17 protein-coding genes are annotated in these 17,751 nt (G+C 66.9%); 1 reads left to right on the top strand and 16 read right to left on the bottom strand.

What is annotated here, in order from left to right; all coding sequences use genetic code 11:
* Positions 1-12: 12 nt before the first annotated feature.
* Complete coding sequence (locus tag ACIQPR_RS45210) at positions 13-2,529, bottom strand: hypothetical protein (RefSeq protein WP_403662245.1); 2,517 nt, start codon at positions 2,527-2,529, stop codon at positions 13-15.
* Positions 2,530-2,791: 262 nt separating this feature from the next.
* Positions 2,792-3,112, bottom strand: a complete 321-nt coding sequence (locus ACIQPR_RS45205) for a hypothetical protein (RefSeq protein WP_403662436.1) — start codon at positions 3,110-3,112, stop codon at positions 2,792-2,794.
* A gap of 57 nt (positions 3,113-3,169) precedes the next feature.
* Between ACIQPR_RS45205 and ACIQPR_RS45200 the strand changes: the two genes are divergently transcribed.
* A complete protein-coding gene (locus ACIQPR_RS45200) occupies positions 3,170-3,373 on the top strand; it encodes a hypothetical protein (RefSeq protein ID WP_403662439.1) in 204 nt (67 codons plus the stop codon).
* Between the two features lie 943 nt (positions 3,374-4,316).
* Here ACIQPR_RS45200 and ACIQPR_RS45195 read toward each other — a convergent pair.
* The 14 genes from ACIQPR_RS45195 to ACIQPR_RS45130 form a co-directional block, all read right to left on the bottom strand.
* Complete coding sequence (locus ACIQPR_RS45195) at positions 4,317-4,685, bottom strand: hypothetical protein (RefSeq protein ID WP_403662242.1); 369 nt, start codon at positions 4,683-4,685, stop codon at positions 4,317-4,319.
* A gap of 380 nt (positions 4,686-5,065) precedes the next feature.
* Positions 5,066-5,488, bottom strand: a complete 423-nt coding sequence (locus tag ACIQPR_RS45190) for a hypothetical protein (protein WP_403662239.1) — start codon at positions 5,486-5,488, stop codon at positions 5,066-5,068.
* A gap of 394 nt (positions 5,489-5,882) precedes the next feature.
* Positions 5,883-6,374 (bottom strand): hypothetical protein, encoded by a 492-nt coding sequence (locus tag ACIQPR_RS45185; RefSeq protein ID WP_403662236.1) that lies wholly within the window; start codon positions 6,372-6,374, stop codon positions 5,883-5,885.
* 492 nt (positions 6,375-6,866) lie between these two features.
* Positions 6,867-7,145, bottom strand: coding sequence for a hypothetical protein (locus tag ACIQPR_RS45180; RefSeq protein ID WP_403662233.1), 279 nt, complete (start codon positions 7,143-7,145; stop codon positions 6,867-6,869).
* A gap of 99 nt (positions 7,146-7,244) precedes the next feature.
* Complete coding sequence (locus ACIQPR_RS45175; RefSeq protein WP_403662230.1) at positions 7,245-7,652, bottom strand: hypothetical protein; 408 nt, start codon at positions 7,650-7,652, stop codon at positions 7,245-7,247.
* Positions 7,649-7,894 carry a hypothetical protein gene (locus ACIQPR_RS45170; protein ID WP_403662227.1) on the bottom strand — a complete coding sequence of 82 codons (246 nt, stop codon included), beginning with the start codon at positions 7,892-7,894 and terminating at the stop codon, positions 7,649-7,651. The genes ACIQPR_RS45175 and ACIQPR_RS45170 overlap by 4 nt, the downstream gene beginning before the upstream one ends.
* A gap of 241 nt (positions 7,895-8,135) precedes the next feature.
* On the bottom strand, positions 8,136-8,588 hold the full coding sequence (locus ACIQPR_RS45165) for a hypothetical protein (RefSeq protein WP_403662224.1): 453 nt from the start codon (positions 8,586-8,588) through the stop codon (positions 8,136-8,138).
* Between the two features lie 66 nt (positions 8,589-8,654).
* Positions 8,655-8,867: a hypothetical protein gene (locus tag ACIQPR_RS45160; RefSeq protein ID WP_403662221.1), complete on the bottom strand. Its 213-nt coding sequence runs from the start codon at positions 8,865-8,867 to the stop codon at positions 8,655-8,657.
* Positions 8,868-9,284: 417 nt separating this feature from the next.
* Complete coding sequence (locus ACIQPR_RS45155; RefSeq protein WP_403662218.1) at positions 9,285-12,257, bottom strand: helicase-related protein; 2,973 nt, start codon at positions 12,255-12,257, stop codon at positions 9,285-9,287.
* Between the two features lie 229 nt (positions 12,258-12,486).
* Complete coding sequence (locus ACIQPR_RS45150; RefSeq protein ID WP_403662215.1) at positions 12,487-12,849, bottom strand: hypothetical protein; 363 nt, start codon at positions 12,847-12,849, stop codon at positions 12,487-12,489.
* Positions 12,850-13,267: 418 nt separating this feature from the next.
* Positions 13,268-13,597: a VRR-NUC domain-containing protein gene (locus ACIQPR_RS45145; protein WP_403662212.1), complete on the bottom strand. Its 330-nt coding sequence runs from the start codon at positions 13,595-13,597 to the stop codon at positions 13,268-13,270.
* Entirely contained in the window at positions 13,597-14,097 is a 501-nt protein-coding gene (locus ACIQPR_RS45140; RefSeq protein ID WP_403662210.1) for a hypothetical protein, read from the bottom strand. Before ACIQPR_RS45140 ends, ACIQPR_RS45145 begins: the two co-directional genes overlap by 1 nt.
* A 180-nt stretch (positions 14,098-14,277) precedes the next feature.
* On the bottom strand, positions 14,278-17,451 hold the full coding sequence (locus ACIQPR_RS45135) for a hypothetical protein (protein WP_403662207.1): 3,174 nt from the start codon (positions 17,449-17,451) through the stop codon (positions 14,278-14,280).
* A gap of 66 nt (positions 17,452-17,517) precedes the next feature.
* On the bottom strand, positions 17,518-17,751 hold the full coding sequence (locus tag ACIQPR_RS45130; protein ID WP_403662204.1) for a hypothetical protein: 234 nt from the start codon (positions 17,749-17,751) through the stop codon (positions 17,518-17,520).

The raw sequence follows: 17,751 nt of genomic DNA, 5'->3' as shown, positions 1-17,751 counted from the left end.
GTTTCATTCCCCCTAGGCGCGGCAGTGGCGAATGACGATGTCCGCCGCCTCGTCGCCCGTCTCCGCTATGACCTCGCCGGCGGCGCTGCTCACCTCGGATTCGCCAGCCGTCTCGGCCTTCGCGTCCTTGACGGGGTAGACCCGTCCGTCGGCAGACCGGTATAGCGTCCCCGCTTCCATCAGCGGCGCTACACGGGCAGCGGGCACTATACAGCCCGCGTGCGCGAACCCGTCCCCGTGCTGCCACAGCAGACCAGCCCCGGCCCACTCGATCACCTCAGCGCTCGTGCCCGGCTCGGCGATGTGCACGAACTCACGCGACGCCCGCGGCTCCAGCTCCTCATCGGTGGCGAACTCGGCGAGCACGGCCCTGCCTGCTTCCATGGCGGCCTGAAGGTCGAGCCAGTACACCCCGTACCGCTCATTCACCAACGTGCAGAGCGCGTGCCAGGTGCAGGCCGTGGCGTCCGTGAGGTGGGTGGGGATCGCCGACAGCGTGTCGTCCGCCTCTGTCGTGATCGGCTTCTCAACGCCGTTGACGTTGTACGTCCGCGACACGTGCCGCTCATCTTCGTTCGGGCCTTCATCGAGACGGACCGACGTAGCCTCGGGCCGGTACCGGGTAACGACGTGCCCGATATATGCGGCCGCCAGCACTGCCGCTGCATTCTCGTCCAGGCCCTCGCGCCCCAAGGTGTTGATCACGACAACTTCTTCGTCGGTGGGCGTCGCGGCCTTCAGTGCCGCGCGCTCTTCCTCGGCCGTGCGCAGCCCTGCCGCCTCAGCCTTGGCCTTGGCCACCGCGTCGGCGGCGTCCTGCGCAGCCTCAGCCTCACCAGGCCAGGTGTCCCCCGCCGAGAGCCAACGGTAGGGGCCTTCCTTCGCGGCCGTGGGCTTGGTGTCCTTCTCCGGCTCGGTCACGGCACCGATACGCACGGCCTGGGACCACAGGTGGAACGCCGCCTCGCCCTTATCGGTGAGGTCGAACGTGCGCACGCCGGGGGCGACAGCGTGCACCTTCACCAATCCGGCCCTCCAAAGGCCCGGTACGCGCTGCTTATTGATCTTCGCGGAAATGTCGGCCTTGTCTGGGGAGATGTCGAAGGCTGTGAACCCGTCTGCGGTCTCGCGCACCTTGCCCTCGCGCATCCATCGGAGGGCGCGCCACTGGGCGCGGCTGAAGTTCAGCGACTGGGCAACGTCGATGTCGTCGGGGGTCATGATCTCCACGTCCTGTGCGGTGTGCTGGTCCAGATGGAGGCGGGCGGCGTCGTCGGCCTCATCCCGGGAGGTGTGCACGTAGGCGGCGGAGATGTCGGCCACCGGGTCGCCGTGCTTGTTGAGGGCCATGGAAACGGGGCCATGCCGGTCGCACTCGGCCACCCACTTGGTCTCGTAGAGGTCCAGCGCGACCGCCCGCACGGGGGACGGCGCGTTGTCGGCGTCGCCGGAGGCGGGGACCTCGGCGGCCCGCTCGGAGCGGGCGGGAAGGCCAGGAACGGGTTTGCCGTCGGCGTGTGCCCTGACAATGTCGCGGATGTCGTCGGTCGACGGCTCGTCGATGGTCACGGGCAGACGAGCGACGGGTTCACCGTCGGGGGACACCACGATCCACGGGAACTCGAGGTCGTCCTCCTCAACGATCGTGTAGACCTGCCCGCGCGTGGTCGCGTGCCACAGAAGCTCTGTGATCCGGTTCACCGTGATGCGTCGCTTACCCGCCATGTCCGTGTGTCCATCCCTGTTGTTGTCGTGATCCTGCTGCGTCCTGCTGTCGCCCGCAGGGAGCGCAGGGAAATCCTCGATGCCCAGCGCTGCCAGCTCCCGGCACTCCCCGCACCGCCCCTCCAGCGGCCACACCCCCCGGCAGCACCGGCGTGGCGCGGTGTGCGCAGCCTCCCGTGCCGCCTTCTGGCGGACCTCCCGCCGGTCTCGGATCCTTGCCCGCCGCATCCGGGCCTCGATGCGCTTGCGGGTCTTCTCCGCCTCGACGGCCGCCCGCTCCGTGCGCTTGCGGGCGGCGGCCAGGCGGCGGCGTTCCTCACCACCCCCTGGGAGGACCGGCAAGGCGTGCGCGTCCTGGCCAGCGCGGCTGTCCCATTGGCGGGCGCGGCGGGCCTTGCGAACCGATGTCATGACATCGGCCTCATCGCACAGCACGTCTGGCCCGGCAGCCTCGGCGAGCCTGAGCGCCTCGTGTCCGTCCTCCGTCGCCACGACCAGGCCCGAGGGGTGAGACGCCAGGTATCCGCAGCGAGCGAGTAGCCGCACCCGTTCACCCTTGACCCGCCGTCCTGTGCGGCCGTCCGCGTCGACCGCACGGAACCCGGAATCGTCGGCTCTAAGGCCACCGGCTGCGGCCAGGCGCACCGTGTCCACGAACGCGGCGCACCAGCCAAGAGCGGACATGGTCCGCGCGGCGTCGTTGTCCGGGCTCTGCAAGCCGGCCGTGGCCTGGGGGCCAGCGGCCAGTGCCAGCCGGAGACTGGGGGCCGCCCCGACGAGGGCGGCCGTCGTCGTGCTGCTCATCAGGTACTCCGCCCAGCGCGAGCGGAGATCGTCAAGCGACGCCGGAACGGATCCACCGACAGCAGTGCCTCAGCTGGGGGGCGCTGGAGCAGGGGCGACCGGGATTCGTCGTACGGGACGGTGAGGGCGTCCTCGGTGAGGAGGGGCGGGTCAACAGTGGTGTAGGCCATGGTCTGTTCTCCTGGGTCGTCGTGGGGCTACGGTCGGCGCTCAGCAGCTGGCTGATGGTCTGTTCGAAGCCGTTGGATGTCGGCACGCGGTACTACGTGCCGAGCGCTCGGCCAGGTAGGTCATGCTGGGTGACAAGGCCGTGCTCGGAGCCGTACGGGTACAGATATCCCTGGCCGTGGCCGAGGACCTTGGCTCCCGGGTAGTACGCATTGCGCAGATGCACCGGGACCTCGCCCGTGCGGCCACCCGTACATCTCCGAGCGCCTGGCCGACACCGCAGACGATTGCCGGCGACTTGGGAGCCATGGCGATCACGACCGTCGCCTGGGCTTCGACGAAGCGCGGCTCGTCTGGTGCGCGACGACGCTGGCGATGGTGGTCTGCCGCATCCGTGCGGGCCGTACGGGAGCATTGAGGTCGCGCCGCGGCCGGACACGAGCAGTTCGAGCAGCGAGCGCGGGAAGACGAGGTGCGCCTTTCCGACGATCTGGTCGAGCAACGTTGGCCGCATGCGGGCGGCCAGGGGCTGACGGGTGGTTGGCACTGCTCAGCCCTCTTCCTCGGGATTGTCGCGTTTCTTTCGGGCGCGCCGCTCGGCGACCCATTCGGGGTGTGCTCGGGGCAGTACTGGCTGACGTTCTTCCGGAGAAGCAACCAGGCGGATTTGATGTAGCCCCAGCGCGCAGGAAGGTCAATCCGGACACAGAGAAACCCCGCCGAAAGGAGGATTTCGACGGGGTTTCACAAGGGCCGCGCCTCTCGTCTCCGAGAGTTGATCAGACTCCCTCTCGCTTCGGCCGCCCTCGCTCGGGACCGGATTCACCTGGTGCCGAGCTGCCCCTACTCGCCGAGACTGGGCGCCTCCAGCGACGTGGGGTTTTCGTCAATGGGCTGAACGGTGTCCAGATCGACGATCTGGCCCACACGAAGGGTGTTCAGTCCGCGCAGCATGGCGATCTCCTGCTTCCGCTGGGCGATACCCTCGGGACTCAGCGGCCGACCGTCCTACCTGAAGTCGCCCTCTTCGAGCATCTGCTCCAGCGTGTTCTTCCAATGGTTGACCTGATTCTGCGTGATCTTCTGCGTGCGGGCCATGGGTCAGTCCCTCCTTGAGGGGGCGTGATGTGGGTTGGATTCTGCGCGGCGCGCTCTGGTCCAGCCCGAGCACTGAGGTTCGTCGTGCCACACCATCGCCGGAGTCTGGCGTGCTCCGTGGTCGGCGCAGCCGTGCCCGGGATGATCCCGCCACAGGCCTGAACGGGGCGGCGGCGCAGGGGGTCATGTGCCGGATCATGCCCGCCTGCCGGTAGCCAGCAGCAAGTGCAAGCGGGCCGCACTGTCGATGATGGTGTCGGCGTCGAGGAGCTGAGGGTCGAATGCCTATCCGCCGTAGCCAAGTGCCCAGCTGATGCAGAGTTCCTGGCCGGGATCGGTGCCGAGGCGGTACATAGTTGGCGCGGTGGCCGGGGGGGGGAAGCTGCCCGAGGTCTCGTGGGTCGGTCACGGTGTGGTCGTGAGGCTCGATCGCGTCGACGAGGGCGTCTCCTTCGCGTGTGGGCGGTGGAAGCGGACGAGCGGTCAGGCCGGTTCGACGGGGCGGGGCCGGTGGTGAGGGGTTACGGCTGCTGGGCGCGGCACGTGCGGTCGGTCTCCTCCTCCCGGGCGTTCAGACGGGCGACAGTGCGGCGGAGGTCGTCAACGGCCTCGCGCAGGACCCTTTCCAGGGCCTCTCGCATGTCGTGGGCGTCGCGCTCGTTCGCGACGGCCCAGGCGGCACCCACGTCGGTGCCTTCCAGCGTCACGGCACCGGCCATCACGACCTCGTCAGGGTCGTACTCGTACTCGTGGTAGTTCAGGGCGTCCTCGGGCGTGGCACGGCGCACCTGGACCGAGACTGTGTAGCCCTCGTGGACGAAGCGGGCGGTGCCATCGAGGCTGAGGCGGAAGCCTGGGTCGGCAGGCGCGGAGAGCAGGCGCAGTTCCATGCGGCGTCTCGCTGGTGTGGCGGTTGCATCGCGTGTCGGCTTCGGTGAAACCGCACGCCTCAGGCGAGAGCGTTCCGCCGGAGAAGGCGATGCATATCTCCAGCAGGACGCCCAGCAGGTCTGGAGATCCCGCGGGGGCAGGGTCAGGGTGTGGCGGGTGCTGCCGGGGAAGAGCTGGGCGGCCAAGAGATGCCCAGCTAGATCCTGTCGGCTGAAGACATCGGCGCACAGGTGGCGGACGATCGCAGTGAGCAGGGTAGCGATCGGCGCGGCGAGCATGACGTTCGGCCGGCAACGGCAACGGGCCACAGCGACGACAGGAGCCGGGACAGGCCGAGCCCGCCGTGTACGACGGCGAACCGGCCGGGCCGGGTGGTGTGTCAGCCCTCCGTGGCGGTGCGTGGAGCAGGGGGGTTGGCGCTCACGAACTGGAGGAACCAGTGGGGAACCTCCCCCAGCTCGGCGTGGCAATGGGTCCAGATCTCTCGGACGGGACGGCGGTGCAGGCAGTCGTCGGGCAGGACCACCTGGCCGGTTACCTCAATGCTGTTCCAGCGGGGTATGGCGTCGCCATCATGGAGCCAGCGGACGCGCAGCCGGAAGGGCCGGACACGGTAGCTGTCCTCGCCGTCCTCGACGGTGAAGTCCGGGCCGCACCGCCCCTGCCACACCTTCTCGTACATCCGCTGCGGCGGCTTGGCCATCCCCGCGTCGTCGTACTGCACCACCTCGTCGAACCGCTCCACACGCAGCGAGGGCGTGAACTGTGCGGGTGCGGAGGGACTGGCGGCCGTCTGCTCCATGTCGTGCTTCCTTTCCATTACGCACGCAACGCGGTCGGTCGTCGCGGGCGGAGTGTTGCCGGGACCGTCCTGACGGCGCGGCAGCGGGTCCAGCTCGGTTGGGTAACACGAGGAGGCGTAGCCCGCGAACAGCCAGGTGTCTGTCGCTGACCGGGATCGCGCCGACGGGCCCCGCTTGTCGCGGACGCGCTCGTCGTCAGTGCTCAGAAGGTGTACGGCATACTTCTCGGCGGCGTCCGGGGCATGGGGCTGTCCGCGACCCGCACCAAGTCGTCCTCTCGGCGATCGTTACGGTGTACCCGAACTCCCGGGCCGCCTCCGTCCCGGGCCGCCTCCGCCTTCGTGCCCAGGAAACACCTGCTCGGCCTCCCCGCCGGAACCGGAGGTGATGAAGTCAGGCATCGGTGTCTCCCCCGGCGGCGCGGCTCTTACGGGCCGAGCGCCGGCGGATCCTGGTGGCGAGGCGGTTGTACTCCTGGAGTGCCTCGCTCGCTCTGACACGGTGATGCTCAGCCTGGCGGTTGTGGTCCCCGATGGACTTCTCAAGTCGGGTGAGCTCGCGGCGGAGGCGGTGCTCTTTGTCCCCCCAGTAGATCTCGCGTACGGCGGCTGTCAGTTCCGATTGGTGCATCATCAGCCACGTATCGGGGATCTGGGCCTGCACCTGGGACAGCCCGCGCTCAAGTCGCAGCGTGATTTTGCCGTCGCCCGTCATGGACGGTCGCGCGAACGCGACGCTCGGTGAGCCGAGGAACGGCCTGAGTATCTGAGGCACCGTCTCCGCGGGGAACTTCGCGAGCACGCGCGAGATGAGTCCGGCTATCTCCTGGAGGTCGGCGTACATCTGGATCGCGGCGTCGACGATCTCTGTGGTCTTGTGCTTCATCACTTCTGGTCCTTGAAGATCGAGTCCCGCTCGGGGAATCGGGACAGGGCCGTCTCGGTTCCCCGAGCGGGCTCCCTCGCATGACCTAGAGGGAGGCGCTGCCCTTTGCGCGGATGATGGAGGCGCTCGGTTCCTTGGTATCCATGGCCAGCCCCGTCGTCAGAGCGCGGCGCTCGCGGGAGGCCGTCAGGAGTCTGGTTGGAGGCCGATGCGTGTCCCGGCTGACGCATTGAGGGTCTCTTCGGTGTCTTGCTCGGGGCGTCGGCGATCAGCGTCGTTGTCGCTTCCGGCCGGTGGCAGCAAAACGTCTCGTCGGGGGCACCACCGGAACCCGGGGATGTCCATGCCGAGACGCCGAGGTATCAACGGGGAACGGACCGACACACGAACACCCGGCCTGTTCCGGTGTCGATCCCGCATCCGGGTCGGCTATGCCGACCCAGACCCCCGAGGCCAACGCCCGTAGGGCGCGAAGCCGAGGTGGTCACGCGCTCACCCAGCGATATGTGCCGTGCAGTGCTTGTTCCGCCGGACGATCGTCCAGCTGTTGAACGTGATCTGGCTGACGGCCACGGCTGCTCGGCGCAGAGCCTCCTTGCGGCTGAACAGGTAGCGCGCTGGCCAGTTGTCGTTGCGCAATGACGGCGGCGGCCCGTACTCCCGGGCGCCGTCGGGAGCCAGGCACGCGCCTATGTGCGCCACGGCCCAGAGGTCTTCGCCGTTCTCGGGGTCCATCCCGCTCCAGGAGACCCGACGCTCAACGTACTCCATGCCGAACACGGAGGACCTGCAGTAGCCGATCGGCAGAACGCCGTACCCCAAGGGATGATCTCCGAGCTGGGCAGCTCGGCGGCGGGAGCGGGAGTGTTCTCAGCGATCGGTCCGCTCCTCCCCCGGCTGAGTGACGCTTCGCGTCGGATCGAAGCTGATGCGGAGCTCCTGCGAGAAGAACTCTTCGAGGACCCGGGTGTTGTCGTCGTCGGCGAGCCGAACCTCGATGACCAGGTCCTTGTCGTCGCCGAAGGCGGCGACAGCGCGGTGCAGATGGCTGGCCAGGTCCTGCATGGACTCGGAGGGGCTGGGCACATCGGACGCGGTGACGTTGGCGCTGCGCGAGAACGCGTGGCGTGTGCGTCCCTCCGGGACGATCACTCTGGGGTCGTACTCGCTGTACAGCCACTCGGTGCGCGCGGCGATCCGAAGGGGCTGAGTGCGCATGCCGTCGGTCCAGCGCTCCGGGGCGGGCGGGCGGTGCTTCTCGTCGTTGGTGACAGTCACGGTTTGTGCTCCTCTCCGGGCTGGCCGGTGTCGGATATGGCGCGGTCCATACGGTCCGCGATGTCGTAGTACGTGCGCGCCTCGGCGGCATTGGCTTCAGCCTGCTGCGGGTCTGTCGAGGTCCGGGCGAGTTTGCTGTACTGATCGCCGAGGTCGCGGGCCCACGCGCCGCCGGACCGAGGCAGGGGTGCAGGGGAGGCACTGGTGACGACGGCGGCAGTGTCGTTGTTGGTGCTGGTCATGCGACGGCCTCGTATCCTGAGTCAGTTCGGTGACGCGACGCAGGTACTGCTCCTGCGCGCAGGATGGAGCAGATGTCCCGGCCATCTCGGATGCGGTGCCACCTCTGAGTTCCGAGGCGGTGCCGGATCAGATGCGCGATAACTTGGCTCGCGGCGCACTCCCGGTGGGAGACAGCGGCCAAGATCTTTTCCCCGCGCATGGTCAGTGATTCCCCGCAGGCGGCCCCCACTCGCGGCCAGTTCAACTCCCCATCCTCGATGCGTCGGACACGGCCGGTGACGACCCGGGGGCGGGCGGGCGGAGCATGCGGTGTGGATCGTTCCTCAGAGGAGCGGGAACGAAGCCGTGGCGTGCGTACCAGGCGCGCAACGCTGTGCGATCGAGTCCGGGCGCTGCAGGGGGCGGGCTCGCTGCGAGGCCGACAGTTACATCGGGGAAGTGGTCGAGGACGGCCCGCAACAAGAGGCTGGCGTAGCCGTGTCCGCGGTGGCACAGCGGGACGGTGATCCGGCAGATCCGTACGATCTCGCCATCCAGTGCCTCGGCGCGGGCGACGACGTCGGTGGGGGTGTGCAGTTCCCAGACGTATTCCGGGTAGCTGGTGGTGAGGTGCACGACGGGCATCATGGTGCGCCTTCTTCTGTAATGGGGGTGCTCATAGCCATCACTGACGGTGTGCTTCGTCGCGGCCATGTGATTCCCCGTCAGCTGGCTACGACTGGGGAACCCTAACTGGCCGCTGACAGGTGGGAACTCCGGTCACGATGTTTCCATGTGGCTGGGCGACGCGTCGTCGCTGTACGCCGGGTCTGGTTGGAAGAAGCGGATGTAGCGCAGACCTGTCTCCGGGGTGATGTTGAAGACCACGCACAGGTGCTGCGGGTCGGCGCCGGTGACGGCAGCCTCTTCGAGGATCCGGTCCTCACGGAGTCGCTTGGCGGTGACCGGGAGTCCGTGCAGCACGACCTGCATCCAGCCGATGGTGACCGCTGCGCGTGAGTACGCGGTCTGGGAGCTGATGAACAGGTGAGGCTTCCTCAGCGTTCACCCTTGCGAGTGACGAGCGACCGTCGGCTCACTCCGCAAGACCGGGGGCGCCGTCCGCGAGGAGCGGGGCTACGGGGAACTCAGGCGCACATTCACACAATGCGACCAGCACTTCGTCAGCGAGATCGGGACCCGCCCCAAGGCCCAACGGTCTTGCGGAGGTGGAGCTCGTCGAGCATCTGTTTCTCGGTCCCGGTGATCTCGTCACCGTCGTGGGCGAAGGGGGCGGGTACGGAGACGATCACGGTGATCGGCTCCGGTCGTGCGCGATGGTGCCGGCCCGGCTGTGGGATCCCAGTGGGGCCGCCGTTGAATGAGTGCAGGTCAGACCCGTTCGGAGGCCTAGAGGTCGGTGAGGTCCTCGCGGATTTCTTCTTCCAGGGCAGCGAGGAGCGCCTGCTCGGAGTTGAAGTCCCCGGACACGGCCTGGATGAGGTCGTCCTGGACCTGCTGCTTGCCGGCGAGCACGGAGGGCATCCGCTCGTCCTGCGTGCCCTTGGCGATGAGCCGATGGATCGTTACCGGCTTCGTCTGGCCCGTGCGGAAGAGCCGCCCGTTGGTCTGCAGGTAGTGCTCGAGCGAGAACGGCAGCGTGTACCAGATCATCGTCGAGCCGCCGTGCTGCAGGTTCAGGCCGTGCCCCGCGGCGGCGGGGTGGAGCAGCATCACCGGGATCTGCTTGACATTCCACCGGCGGACCATGTCGCGCGAACCGTCGAAGGCCTGCGCGTCGATGCCGACCTTCCGGAGCCGCGTGAGCAGCTGTTCCTTGTCGGACTTGAAGTGGTAGGCGATGAGCACGGGCTCGCCGCCGTTGTTCCGCACCAGGTACTCGGTCATTTCGATCTTCTTGTCGTGGATGACCTCGTACCGGCCCTTCGTGGCCGGGTCGTCAGGATCCGCGGTGTAGAGCGTGCCCGAGGCGAACTGCATGAGCTTGCTCGTCAGTACCGCCTGGTTCGCGGCGACGATCGATTCGACGCTCTGCGTCAGCTTCCCGTCGCCGTCGGTGTAGGTCTGCACGATGTCCAGGACCAGGTCGCGCTTGAAGTCCTTATAGGCTTGGAGCAGGTCCGGCGGGAGCGTGACGTTGACGTCCTGGATGCTGAGCGCCGGGAGCTGCAGGTTCGTGTTCTGAGCGCTCATCACCAGATGTGAGATCGCCTGGTGGATCTCGGCCTCGGCATTCGCAGTGGGGATCCACTTCGCCGGCGTCGTGGTGCCGGGCACCATCTTCGGCGTGAACCACCGGTCACGGAACGCGGTGATGTTCTGACCCAGCGTCCGGCCCTGGTCGAGCAGGTAGACCTGGCTCCACAGATCGTGTAGCGAGTTGTGCGTCACCACGAAGTCCTTGGTGAGGAACAACCCGTCATCTGCGGCGACCGTGATGCACTGTGCTGGGGCAGTGCCGAAGGGATCGATGGAGCGGATCGCCCTCTCTCGGACACGCCAGCGCTTCTCCCAGTTCCTCGCCTTCCTCGTCAACCTGAATGGGTTCACCGGCAGACCGAAGGAAAGGACATGGTGGCGGCGCATCATGGAGAAGTGGCCGGGCGGCATCTCCTGAGGGCCTTCGCGCTGCTCGAAACGCTCGGTGACATAGCCGCCCAGGGACCAGACGAGGTACTTTACATCGGCAGCCAACTGTGGCGACGAGGTGCTGAACTGCGAAGTCGATCCACGGCCGATTTTGCTGGCACCATCGGTGTCACACAGTCCTCGCAAAAGTTCGAGCCGAACGCTTTCGTCGTTCCACATATAGGGCTCGGGGATGAATTTCTCCCAGCTTCGCCGACCATACAACCCAAGTTCCTTGAGCGCTTTCTTCACAGGGTTAGGGGCTTGTCCCCTGTGTGACCCGGGCATGCTACCCCCGCGCTTCCCGGTCGTGATGTAGTAGGCGTCAGCTTTCGAGTCCATACGAGGGGTTTTGCGAGAAAGTTGCGTCCCCGAGGGAAGTGCATCCTCGGCGTACTGCCTGATCTCGTCGTCCATGGTGGTGAAGGACGGACAGTGACTGGTGTTGCCATCACCGAGAAGCACACCGAGAAGGTAGGGGTCCAGGGGGACATTCTGCGAAGGCATTTGGACCGAAGAGGCCGTCGGGATGGTCCAACGCGGAGCTCCGTTCTTGTCCATGAGCCCGATCTCAAGATCGGTCGCACGGCTGCGGCTGCGGGCCTTCGTGAGCTCACCGGTGGGGATGACCAGCGGGTCAAGCTCCTTTCCTCGGCGACTGCGGCTGTTTACGGCCCAGAGGTGGTCCTCGGTGCAGTCGACGAAGGTCCCATCGTTGAAGGTGATGCGGAAGATAGGCTTATCACCCTGGGGCCATACCCCGACGACTTCGGTTGGCTGGCCATCGGCGCCGACAACAAAGTCGCCGATCTGCACCTCGCCCATGGGTTTCCAGCCGGTGGGCGTGAGGATCGGGCTGTCGAGCGTCAGCGCGTTCGGAGCTGGCGTTCCGGTCAGTTCGATGAGGCGGTTTATGGCTGGCCGCACCTTCGACAGAGCCTGGAAGCGCTGCGAGTCATGCGACTTGAAGCCCTGGGACTCGTCGATGATGACCGTCTGGAAGGGCCAGATGATGGTGCTCTGGCCGTTGATGTTCTGGACCGGCAGCTGGTCGACCAGACCGAAGCGGCACTGAGCGCAGCCTGCGCCGGAACAGGTTCGGCAGTCATAGGCTTCCCACGTCACCAGGGCCGACTTGAGCAACTCCTGTATCCAGGTGCGGATCTTGGCCTTGGCGGGGACCCGGTTGTTGGCGTTGCCCGCGACCAGAGCACGGTACTCGCCGATCAGCTCGTCTCGGCCCAGTGGCCCCCGCGCCTGCAGCAGACCCAGTATCGCCGTCGCCTCCGGCGAGAGGGTCGGGGCAGGCACTGCGCCCGACACCGGCGTGATCAGCTTCGTCTCCTGGGACGGCTGAGTCAGCAGGTCCTGGTTAATGAAGTACATCGTCGGCGGATCGGTGGCGACTTCCTGGAAGCGCTTCAGACGCTTGGCCTTGGAGAGCTTCCTGTCGTTCTCGTCGACGATGAGCGACTTCGTCCGGATGGGGAAGCCCCACTTCTCGATCTCGTCGATCCAGGTGGAGCGGGCGATCGCCACGGGTGCGATGACGAGGATGTGCCCCATCGGGCGGATCGTCTGCAGGACGCTGAGGGTCGTGAGCGTCTTGCCGGCCCCGACGCCGAGCCACGCGCCGGCGAAGGGGTGGTCAACGAGGAAGTCGTGGATCTGCTGCTGATGCGGCATCAGCGAGATCGGGGACGGAGCAGTAGCCGTAGTCATGTCGCTGGTCATCCCTTCTCTTCGAGTGAGTGGTCAGGCATGAAATGCGCCTTGAATGAGGACGAGTCGGGCATGTCTCGGGAGTGATGTCGGCGCTGTCGCTGGCCGGAGGGGTGGACGAAGCGTGATCGCGATGGACCCACCTGTGTCAGCCCAGAGCAGCCGCCATGGTGAAGGGCTGCCGGCAGACCTCGTATCTGAAATCCCGCGCCTGGGGCGTGGATTCGACCTCGTCTCGGCTTCAGCCGCGCACTATGACCTCGAATAGCGGCTGATCGGACTCGTCGAAGATCACCTTCAGCGGCGTATCCGCGGGAAGGCTGCCTTCTTGGGCGTCGAACCAGGCGGTTGAAGCTGTGCTGTGCTGGATGAACGCCTGGGCCACCGTGATCTCTTGGGCCGGTCTGGGTTCCTGGGTGGAGTCCGACGATGGAACTTCAGCATGGCGCTCGGCCATGAGCTGGTGCATGTCGGCCCTGGCCGGACGGCCCCGGATGGTGCTCAGCACCCCGGGGTCTGCGTCGGCTGGCAGTTCATCCAGCAGGCGGAGGCTCTGTGCGTCCAGCCGGCTCCCCAGACTGCGACCAGCCTGGAGCGGCGCCACCTTTGAACGGACTCCCGGATCTTTCCGCTGTACCTCACGATGCGCCCCCGATGCCGTAACGCTCCAGCGCGGCGTCCACGCCTCGCCGGAACGACTCCGGGTCCAACCGCATGTCCGCCGGGACGGGCACGCCCCGGTAGTGCGGCTGCGGAAATCCCGGTTGCCGAAACCCAGGGCCCACTCTCCGGCCGGAGGGCGCTCGCCGTAGGGGTACGCCATCGGCAGCGGGCCGTCGTTGTGCGTGCCCCACATCTTGGTCGTGTGCATGGTCGGGATGAGAGTCCCGGTCAGGCCCCGGCAGCGGTTGCAGGGGTAGTCGACGTACCGGACGTTCGTGTTCGCCCGCTGCCCATCGCAAGCGGAGCACTTCCACGTGCCGCACCGGCGGCACGCGTAGCGAGGCTCGCTCACGACACACCTATGTATCTGTGGGGCATGGTGCTGCTCTCTGTTGGTCGGATGAGGTCTTGAGGAGGTAGGCAATGAATGCGTCGACGCTCGGCTTGTCGTCGACGACGTGGACCTCGGCCCCGTGCCGGCGCAACTTGGCGTGCGTCCGCTGTTGCAGCTTCCGCAGCTGACCGCCGGGGCGTTTGACCTCAACGAACACAGTGCCGTGCGGGGCGACGACGATTCGGTCCGGCACTCCCCCGCGGGCCGGCGAGACGAACTTCAGGCACAAGAAGCCGTTCGCCCGGCACTGGGTCAGGAGGTAGTCCTCGACGACGCCTTCGGGCGTGCGAGCCATCAGCGCTGCGTGTCCTCGTGCGAGGGAGCCACCGACGCGCCGTACCTCAGCTCACCGGGCACGACGAGCCGGAAGCCGGTGGAATGCTTGTGCATCCGGGAGACGCTGAGGGTCGAGAGCCTCGTGCCGTAGTGCATCCGGACTCGGGCCCTGCCGCTCTGCACAGACACGACGACGACGCGGCGCTTCTTCTGCCGGGAGTCGAGGTACTCCCAGATCTGGCCCGGAGCGACCAGGACGCCGTCACGGGTCGTGTTCAGTTTCTCCTGGAGCTGGGCGTCCTCGGCCTGCGCCGCGGCTTCGATAGGTACAGCTTGGAACGCGAGCTCATACTTCTTCAGGAATGAGCCGAGTTCGGTGATTGTTCGGCGCCGTGCGCGGTGATGGACCGAGCGCCGGAACTGCTCCGGCGGCTCCACGGAGGTGATCTTGGTCAGGATCCCGTCGCTTTTACGCCGCCAGCGCTGACCGGGCTGGACTGATTCGGTCGGAGCACTCACAACTTGTCACCCCCCTCTCAACGGTGCGCACGGGAAGTGTGGTCTGGAACATGACGTCTCTCGATTCCCTTGCCATGGCGAGCCAGATTCACCTTCATCTCACATTCGAATCGGGCACCGAGCAGCGTCGTGTCGGCACGGCCCGGCACCCTGCGGTCCGATGGTGAAGCGGGGAGCTGATCAGGCGGCGTTCTTCCAGTTCTTGGTGAACGTCTCGTCGAGCATCCGGGTGTAGACGTCGAGATCGAGCGCCCCGATGAGCCGCTCGACCCGGGAGGCCGGCAGCGTACGAAGGTCGTCGTTGACGACGACCACCGACCAGCGCGGGTCGATGCCGTTGATCCGGCGGATCACGACGTCCTGGTCATCGGGCAGCAGCGTGGAGCCGTCGGAGGTGCTGGCCTCCCTGCGGTTCCTCGCCCACCCGTGGTGGCGCAGGATCTCCAGAGCGATCGGGTCACGTCGCACCCCGGCGCTGCCGGACTCACGTCGCTTGCTCTGGCTGACCGGGTTCACCTTCCATGCGCCGGCGTTGTGCAGGCTCACGGCACTATCGGTGCCGTCGTGGACGATGAAGACCCGGTTGACCATCTGCAGGGCCCGCGGGTTCACCAGTTGCGCATCGGCGTCCTCGTTGTCGTCACGGTCGGGCCCGGCGCCGACCGGGTCGGCTGCGAACGGGTAGGTGATGGAGCCACGCGAGGCGGCGAGAACGTTCTGGAACAGCAGCAGCGTCCGTCCGGGATCGGCCGGGTCGATCGCCTCCTCGATCATCTTCCGGCCCAGCACGGGATCGAACGGCTCGGCAAGAGCCTCCTCTCCCCTGCTGGCGACGGTCTGCAGGTAGCGGGCCAGGGCGAAGTCGATCACGGCCGGGTGGGCCAGCGACTTCGTCGGGGTAGGACCCGCATGGCAGGCCAGCGTCCCGCCGGAGGCGGTGATGATCGGGCTGTCGGCGACGCTCCGGTCCTCACTGGGCGCCTCCAGCTCGAGCCGGTTGTTCGAGTCCTTACTGATGAGGAACATCAGCTCCGGTTCGATGCCGATGCCGATGACGGCCTGCTGCTCGGCGAGCACCCGGTTGTTGGTCGTCTCGTCGAAGCCGTTCTCGCCGCCGACAACGGAGTAGAGGCCGTCGGTGTTCGTCGAGATGATCCGCGCGCCGGCCAGCGTCTGGGCCTGCCCGATCCGCCAGCTGAACAGCTGGCCGATGATCCGCATCGAGACGGTGCGGTTGTTCATCCTGATCGGGGTCCGGTGCGCGGCGTCGGCGGCTCCGGAGGCCGAGTTGAGGATCAGCTTCGTGCCGTTGCGCAAGGTGGTGAGCCGGGCCTTCTCCTCGGCGGAGATCCCCGGCTTCTTCATCTCGAAGCCCAGGCGCTCCTTCTCGAAGAAGATCGTCGTGTAACGGTCCTCGCCCAGATCGGGATTGTAGAACGCCCTCATTTGGCGCAGCAGGTTCGGGTAGTAGCTCGTGAAGTCCTCGTGGATGACGAGGCCTGCCGAGGTCCGTGCGAATTTCGGGTGCAGCTTGGTGGACTTGTCGGCCTTCGCAGTGAACAGCGCGGGTGCCTTCCTCGCCGGCTCATCGCGATAGACGGCTTGGACCGCCGAGGTGACGGCCAGGACGACCTTGCCGTCGAGTACGGTCCCGTCGGCCAGGCGCACGTGCATCGCCTCGGTGTCCGGGCGCTGAGTGTTCAGCAGCTGAGCCGGATCCGGCACTTGGGCCCGTGCACGCGCGAGCTGCTCGGCCTGGTCCGGGTCGTCCTTCTTCGGCTTGCGGTACTTCACCTTTTTCGGGTCCGAGCCCAGCAGCACGAGCCGCTTGTCGACAGCTGTGCCGTCGGGCAGCGCGAGCAGGTTGTGCTGGCGCTTGGCCTCGGCGACGAAGTCCTTCGCGTCCGGGTAGAAGAGCTTGGCGAGGCCGATCATGGCTGCCTGTTCCCGGTGCTCGAGGGAGTCGGCGTCGAAGACTGCCATGTCCGCTTCCGCGCCGTGGATGCCGCCGGTGCTGAACGTGGCGAAGCACGACGACGGGGAGGCGTCACGGTGGAAGTAGGGCACGTTGTTCGGCGTCTTCGGCAGCTCGCGCAAGGACTTGGCAGGGAGATCGAACAGGTCGCCGTATTCCTCGGAGTCGTTGAAGTTCTGCCCCTCGATCGAGCGGTAGTAGGTGACGACCTGCATGAACTGGCGGTGCGCCGTCGCCTGTGCCGGCGTCACGGCTGGGTCCTTGGCAGGGTCGGGGGCCACGTTCTCCTCGAAGAAGCGCACGCACTCGTCGAGCACGTTGACCTGGGCGATGCCCTGCTCCTCGGCCACCTCCTTGGCCGGATAGAGGAACGACACGGCCTCGATGTCGTTCAGCGAGGTGTACGGCGCGAGGATGCGGCCGACGAACTTCGCCGAGGACGAGTCGATGGTCAGGCGGTCCCGGCGCACCGAGCCGTTGTTGGCGTAGACGGTCTCGGAGTACTGCGCCAGCAGCCCGGCCTTGAGATCGAAGTTGCTGGCGTAGGCCGGGTGCCGGAAGAGCTGGGCCAGGCCCAGGCAGTCGGAGACGTTGTAGGCCAGCAGCTCGTAGAGATCCTCGACCGCGGCGATCGATGTGTCGTGGCTGAGCTTTCCGGACTCCTTGATCTGGCGGCCGAGCATCCCGAGCAGACGCTTGAGGCTCACCTTGGTCTGCAGCTCATTGAGACGGGCGACGTCCAGGTGCCGCCCCGAGTGCATCATGGCGCGGCGGATCTTGGCGGCCGGGCCGTCCCAGCCGAGGTAGCCGGGCATGTATCCGGTGTGCTCGTTGAACAGCTTGTCGTTGTGCTCGCGCATCTCGCGCGCCGTGGTCGGCTGGACAAGACGGCCGGAGTGCGGAGCCGGGAAGGCTTCCATCAGGTACAGCGCGAGCATGGTCGTGTCGTAGTTCCACGAGTTGTACCCGGCCAGGAACGGGTGCTTCAACGGGTCGTACTCGGGATCCGTGTCGCAGACCGGGCGCAGGCTCACCGGATAGGACGAGATCTCGCTGCGGTCGTTGACCTGGTCCGCGTTCGAGAGGCCCATCAGCTCGGCGAGGCGGAGGTTGCCCCGCTCGCCGCGCAGATTCCACAGCTGGACGCTCACCGCGGGCAGGCCCGGGTTGGAGCGCACCACGGCTTGATAGAGCGCCTGCGGGTCCACGGTGTCGGAGAGCTGCTGGTCGTCGGCGAGGAAGAAGACCTCCAGGTCGTCGACGGCTCTGTCGGTCCGCGGGGTGTAGGCGCACAGGGTGAAGACGTCCGGCAACGACTCGATGTCGTAGAAGGTGAAGCGCGCCTTCGAGGCCGTGACGGGTGTTCGCTGTGTGGTCATGACGGGGATCTCCTTACGTCGGTCCGACCATCACGGCCGGTGCCTGGGGAGGAGGCGTGCGTGGCCTCAGAGGGAGTCGTGAGGGGAGCGCCGACGCGGTAGATTCATGCGCCGGGACGCCTCACTCAAGAGCCGGGCCTTCTCCACGGGGTCCGCCGTGATCTGCGAGCGGACGCCGAGGTTGGTGATCCGCTGCTCGCACGCGACACCGGACATCGTCGTGATCAGGCGGCCCTGGCCGCGGGCGAGATCGAGTACGGCCTGGGTGCGTTCGCCGAGTGCGCCAGCAGTTCTAGCCAT

Source organism: Streptomyces sp. NPDC091280 (assembly GCF_044768565.1).
GTDB lineage: Bacteria > Actinomycetota > Actinomycetes > Streptomycetales > Streptomycetaceae > Streptomyces.
Note: the sequence above shows the minus strand (reverse complement) of the source record. Positions and strands in the feature narration are given on the sequence as shown.